At 66.3% G+C, this 4,817-nt stretch carries 5 protein-coding genes and 1 pseudogene; 2 read left to right on the top strand and 4 right to left on the bottom strand.

Annotation, left to right across the window (positions count from 1 at the left end):
- Both mnmD and ACESMD_RS05360 read right to left on the bottom strand, forming a co-directional pair.
- Positions 1 to 1,455, bottom strand: a 1,455-nt coding sequence (gene mnmD, locus ACESMD_RS05365; protein ID WP_372611048.1) for a tRNA (5-methylaminomethyl-2-thiouridine)(34)-methyltransferase MnmD, incomplete at its 3' end; no start/stop codon positions are given.
- 8 nt (positions 1,456 to 1,463) lie between these two features.
- Positions 1,464 to 1,763 (bottom strand): YciI family protein, encoded by a 300-nt coding sequence (locus ACESMD_RS05360; RefSeq protein WP_372611046.1) that lies wholly within the window; start codon positions 1,761 to 1,763, stop codon positions 1,464 to 1,466.
- Between the two features lie 122 nt (positions 1,764 to 1,885).
- Here ACESMD_RS05360 and ACESMD_RS05355 point away from each other — a divergent pair, with 122 nt between their 5' ends.
- The gene (locus ACESMD_RS05355; RefSeq protein ID WP_372611044.1) at positions 1,886 to 2,791 is read left to right on the top strand and encodes a PHP domain-containing protein; all 906 of its coding nucleotides are present in this window, start codon (positions 1,886 to 1,888) and stop codon (positions 2,789 to 2,791) included.
- 63 nt (positions 2,792 to 2,854) lie between these two features.
- Entirely contained in the window at positions 2,855 to 3,478 is a 624-nt protein-coding gene (locus ACESMD_RS05350) for an L-threonylcarbamoyladenylate synthase (RefSeq protein WP_372611042.1), read from the top strand.
- A gap of 18 nt (positions 3,479 to 3,496) precedes the next feature.
- On the opposite strand, the gene ACESMD_RS05345 is transcribed toward ACESMD_RS05350, so the two are convergent.
- Together ACESMD_RS05345 and ACESMD_RS05340 are read right to left on the bottom strand one after the other, a co-directional pair.
- On the bottom strand, positions 3,497 to 4,435 hold the full coding sequence (locus tag ACESMD_RS05345; protein ID WP_372611040.1) for an ion transporter: 939 nt from the start codon (positions 4,433 to 4,435) through the stop codon (positions 3,497 to 3,499).
- Positions 4,436 to 4,465: 30 nt separating this feature from the next.
- A pseudogene (locus ACESMD_RS05340) lies at positions 4,466 to 4,817 on the bottom strand (CYTH domain-containing protein); the annotation flags it as partial.

The raw sequence follows: 4,817 nt of genomic DNA, 5'->3' as shown, positions 1-4,817 counted from the left end.
CTGGCCGCGCACAGGCTGGAGTGGCAGAGACGCCGTCTGGGCGAAGCGGTTGGCCAGGGCGGCGGTGGCGATCACCACCTGGTCGGCCAGCAGTTGATCCCCATCGGCGAGCGTCACTCGCCAGCCATTCTCCGAAGCGTCCAGCTCCACGGCCTCTCCCTGCAGGAAGCTCACCCCCGACGTGCCAGCGAGTCGCTCGCAGAGCAGGGCAGGGCGTACCCAGCCCGCCAGGGGATAGTCCAGGCCACTCTGGGCGACCGGGATTCCCGCGAGCCCGGTAGCTTCAGTTGCCGATACGCCGCGCACCACGCTTGCCGGCAAGCGGTGGTTTTCCAGGAAGCGTGCCTGGCGGGCCTGCTCGCGGTCGCCCAGGGCGAGTTGCAGCACACCGCTGGCTCCCCACAGTGTCTGCCCGGGGTCGAGGGTCTCCAGCCAGCGCCGGCTATGCAGCAGGCCCGCCAGATAGAATCGGCTCTGCAAGTTGGTGTCGGCGGCGAGCTTCACGTAGAGCCCGCCCTGGGCGTTGCCCGAGCCACCCGCACCAGTAGCCTGCCTGTCGAGCAGGGTCACTCCCAGGCCGCGGCGGGCCAGGGCCGCGGCGACGCTGGCACCGGCGAGGCCGGCGCCGATCACCGCCACCTTTCGAGCCGGGCGGAGGGGCGGTGGCGAAAACCAGGGTGTGCCCTCGCGTCGAGGATCTCCGAGTGGCTCGGCAATCTCTCCGGCGAGTATCTCCCGCTTGCGGCCGATGCCCGGCACCTTGCGCCAGTTGAAGCCGGCGGCCGCCAGGCCGCGCTTGACCACTCCGGCACAGGTGAAGGTGGACAGGGTCGCCCCGGGACGCGAACGGGCGGCCATCGCCTCGAACAGCTCGGGTCGCCACATCTCGGGGTTCTTCGAGGGCGCGAAACCGTCGAGGAACCAGGCGTCGACCCGCCCGTCGAGCAGCCTCAGGCAGTCGGTGGTATCGCCGAGATGCAGGTCCAGAGTCACGCGCTGGTCGAGCCATAAACGATGGATGCCGGTGACGGGCTCCGGCCACTGCGCTACCAGGCGTCGCGTCCTCTCGCCCAGGTCCGGCCAGGCGGAGAGCGACCGCGTCAGATCCGCTCTGGAGAGGGGATATTTCTCGGTGGATACCAGGTGCAGCCGTGCCGCCTCGGGTGCATGGGCATCGAAGCAGGCCCAGGCGCAAAGCAGGTTGAGGCCGGTGCCGGTACCGGTTTCGCCGATGACGAAGGGACGCGTCTCCCGCCACGCGGCGAATCGCTCGGGCAGGCGGTTGGCGGCAATGAACACATGCTCGGTCTCTGCGCGCCCATCGTGCCGGGAAAAATAGACATCGTCGAAGACGGCGGAGTGAGGGGCCTCCCCGCCGTCATCCTCTCTGCGCCAGTCGAGCCGAGCCGGTTCCAGCGCACTGAGCGGTGGCAGGAGATCGGCGGCGGCGGTCACGCCAGGCCTCAGGGAAGGACCTTCTTGAACGGCTTCACGACCACCTCGGCATAGACCCCGGCGATCATGTAGGGATCGGCATCGGCCCAGGCCTGGGCGTCCTTGAGGCTGTCGAATTCTGCCACGACCAGGCTGCCGGAGAAGCCGGCTTCTCCCGGATCCTCGCTGTCGATGGCCGGATGGGGCCCGGCCATCACCAGGCGGCCCTCGTCGCGCAGGGCCTCGAGTCGGGCCAGGTGATCCGGGCGGGCGGCCAGGCGCCGTTCCAGGCTGTTGTTCACGTCTTCGCTGATGATCGCGTAGAGCATAGTCTTCACTTCCTCGGCTGGGGCGGCTCATGCCGCAAGAGTCCGGCAGGGCCCGGCATTGACCAGGGATGGCCGAGCAAGCACCATGGCCGGATAGTCTGACAAAGTCATCCACCGGCGTCATGCCAATGAATGTACTCCCTGCCCGTTTCGAGGGCGAGAGTTTACCACTCAACATCGACCTGCACATGCACTCCACCGCTTCCGACGGTGCCCTGTCCCCGGAGGCCCTAGTGTTACTGTGCCGCCAGCGGGGGCTGACCCATATGGCACTGACCGACCACGACACCGTGGCCGGCATCGCCGAGGCCAGTGCCGCCGCCGAGCGTGCGGGCATCTGCCTGCTCGCGGGTACCGAACTCTCGACCCGCTGGCAGGGCGTCAATATCCATGTCGTGGGGCTCTTGCCCGAGGGCGTCCGGGGCAGCTTGCGGGAGGGGCTGGCGAGCCAGGCCATCGCCAGGGAGGCGCGAGCCGAGCGCATCGCCGAGCGCATGGAGAAGGTGGGCCTCGTCGATGCGCTGGCACGGGCCCGCGAGCAGGCAGGCGGCGACCGGCCCCTGGGCCGGCCAGACTTTGCGCGGGCTCTGGTGGCGGCCGAACTGGTGCCTGATATGGCCACGGCCTTTAACAAGCACCTGGGCAGTGGCAAGGCCGGCGATATCAAGTCGCTGTGGCCTGAATTGTCCGAGGTGGTGGGCTGGATCCTCGATTCCGGGGGGGTCGCCGTGATGGCACATCCGCTGCGCTATCGTCTGACGCGACGCAAACGCGGCCAGCTGCTGGATGCCTTCGTGGCCGCGGGAGGGCAGGCCACCGAGCTGGTCAACGGCTTCCAGAATCCCGATGAGACCCGTGATCTGTCCCGCCAGTGTCAGGAGCGCCAACTGCTGGCCTCGGTGGGCAGCGATTTCCATTTTCCCGGCGGCCACCTGGCACCGGGCAGCATGAGCCCGGTGCCGCGAACGGCCACCCTGCCGGTCTGGCGCCATCCCCTGCTGGCGGGCCTGGTCGACTCGGCCGCCTGATCATCGACGCCAGTACGCGCTATAGTCCGGGTATCCATTCCAGTCGCTGCCAAGGGAGTTTCCATGAGCCAGTATTTCGAGATCCACCCCGAAAATCCTCACAAGCGCCTGATCGACCAGTCCATCGAGATCATCCGCAAAGGCGGTGTGGTGGCCTATCCCACCGATTCCGGCTATGCCCTGGGTTGTCACCTGGGCGACAAGAAGGCCATCGAAAGGATCAAGTGGGTGCGCTCGCTGGATGACAAGCACAACTTCACCCTGGTCTGTTCGGACCTCTCCGAGATCGGCACCTATGCCAAGGTTGATAACGATGTCTTCCGGCTGCTCAAGGCTCATACGCCGGGGGCCTATACCTTCATCCTCAATGCCACCAACGAGGTGCCGCGCCTGCTGCTGCATCCCAAGCGGCGTTCCATTGGTGTGCGGGTGCCCGACCATCGCATCACCCATGCGCTGCTCGAGGCCCTGGGGGAGCCCCTGATGAGTGTGACTCTGATCCCGGTGGGCGAGACGTTGCCGATGACTGACCCGGAAGCCATTCGTGACCGCTTCGGAGCCCACCTGGATCTGATCATCGACGGTGGTGCCTGCCACCTTGAGCCCACCAGCGTCATCGATCTGCGCGACCTGCCGCCGAAGATCCTGCGCGAGGGGCGTGGCAACCTCGACTCCTTCCGGATGTGATCCGCACGCGCTGCCGCATCAGGAGTGCGGCGGCTCGTCGTCCCCTTTCTTCTCTTCTGTCTCTGCCTTCTCTTCCTGTCGTGCTTCCTGCTCCTCGACCTCCTCCAGCCGGGGATCCGGCGTGTACTCGTCCAGCCAGGTGCCGCAGAGCAGGCAATACTTGGCGCGCTGTTCGTGGCGGTCATGGCCGCAGCCCGGGCAGGCCTCGTCCGAGTAGCGGTCGGCGCGAATCGAGCGAATTACCTCCGCCGTGAAGACCCCGGTGGGCACGGCGATGATCGAATAGCCTATCAGCATCACCAAGACCGCCAGTGCCTGGCCCAGGGGGGTCACCGGTACGATATCGCCGTAGCCCACGGTGGTCAGGGTGACGATGGCCCAGTAGATAGCCGTGGGGATGCTGGTAAAGCCGGCCTCCGGGGGTTCTACCAGGTAGACGATCGAGGCGAAGATGGTCACCAGCATGAAGACGGTGAACAGGAAGAGTAAGATCTGGTGGCTACTGCGCTTGAGCGCATCCACCAGCAGGCGTCCCTCGCCGACGAATTCCATCAGGCGCAGCACGCGGAAGATCCGCAGTGTGCGCAACACACGCACCACCACCAGCGACTGGGCACCCGGGATCACCAGCGCCAGCCAGGTCGGCAGGATGGCAATCAGGTCGACCATGCCATAGAAGCTCTTGAGGTATTGCAGCGGGCGGTCCAGACAGTAGAGCCGAATCATCAACTCGATGGTGAAGACGATCGTGAATCCCCATTCCACCGAGCGGAAGAGCGGGCCGTAGGCCTGGCGGTAGGCCGGCACGCTCTCCAGTATCACCACCAGCACGCTGGCGAGAATCGCCACGATAAGGGCGATATCGAAGCCCTTGGCGAGTGGTGTGTCGGATTCGAAGATGACATGAAAGAGTCGCGTGCGAAGGCCGTTTCCGGCGGGTTTCAGGTGATGGTTCACGGGCGTCGTCCTTGTGGTGGCAGGGCCTTTTCAGGCCAGGGCGACAGCGCCGGGCAGATGGCCCGCCAATCGCAGTGCGTGGCGTCCGAACTCCGCGGTCAGCCAGGCATCATGATTCAGGGCATCAACCAGCCAGCGGGCATTGTCATCATCACCCGGAGCAATCAGGTGTTCAAAGGCGTTTCTCGCCGCCTGGCGCCAGTCATCCTTGCCGGTATCGGCCAGGGCATCCAGGGCGACAGTGGCACGGTGCATCCAGGCGGAAGGGCGTCCGCCTTCCGGCAGTTGCCAGACACCGCTCAACAGGGCGCCGCCGCGAGCCGCCTTGCTGGTGTCCGAGGGGCGCAGTGGCACCGTCTCGGCCAGGGTGGCGGCCAGCTCG

It is taken from the genome of Halomonas sp., from assembly GCF_041689495.1.
Lineage (GTDB): Bacteria > Pseudomonadota > Gammaproteobacteria > Pseudomonadales > Halomonadaceae > Halomonas.
This window is presented reverse-complemented; position numbering and strand designations above follow the sequence as displayed.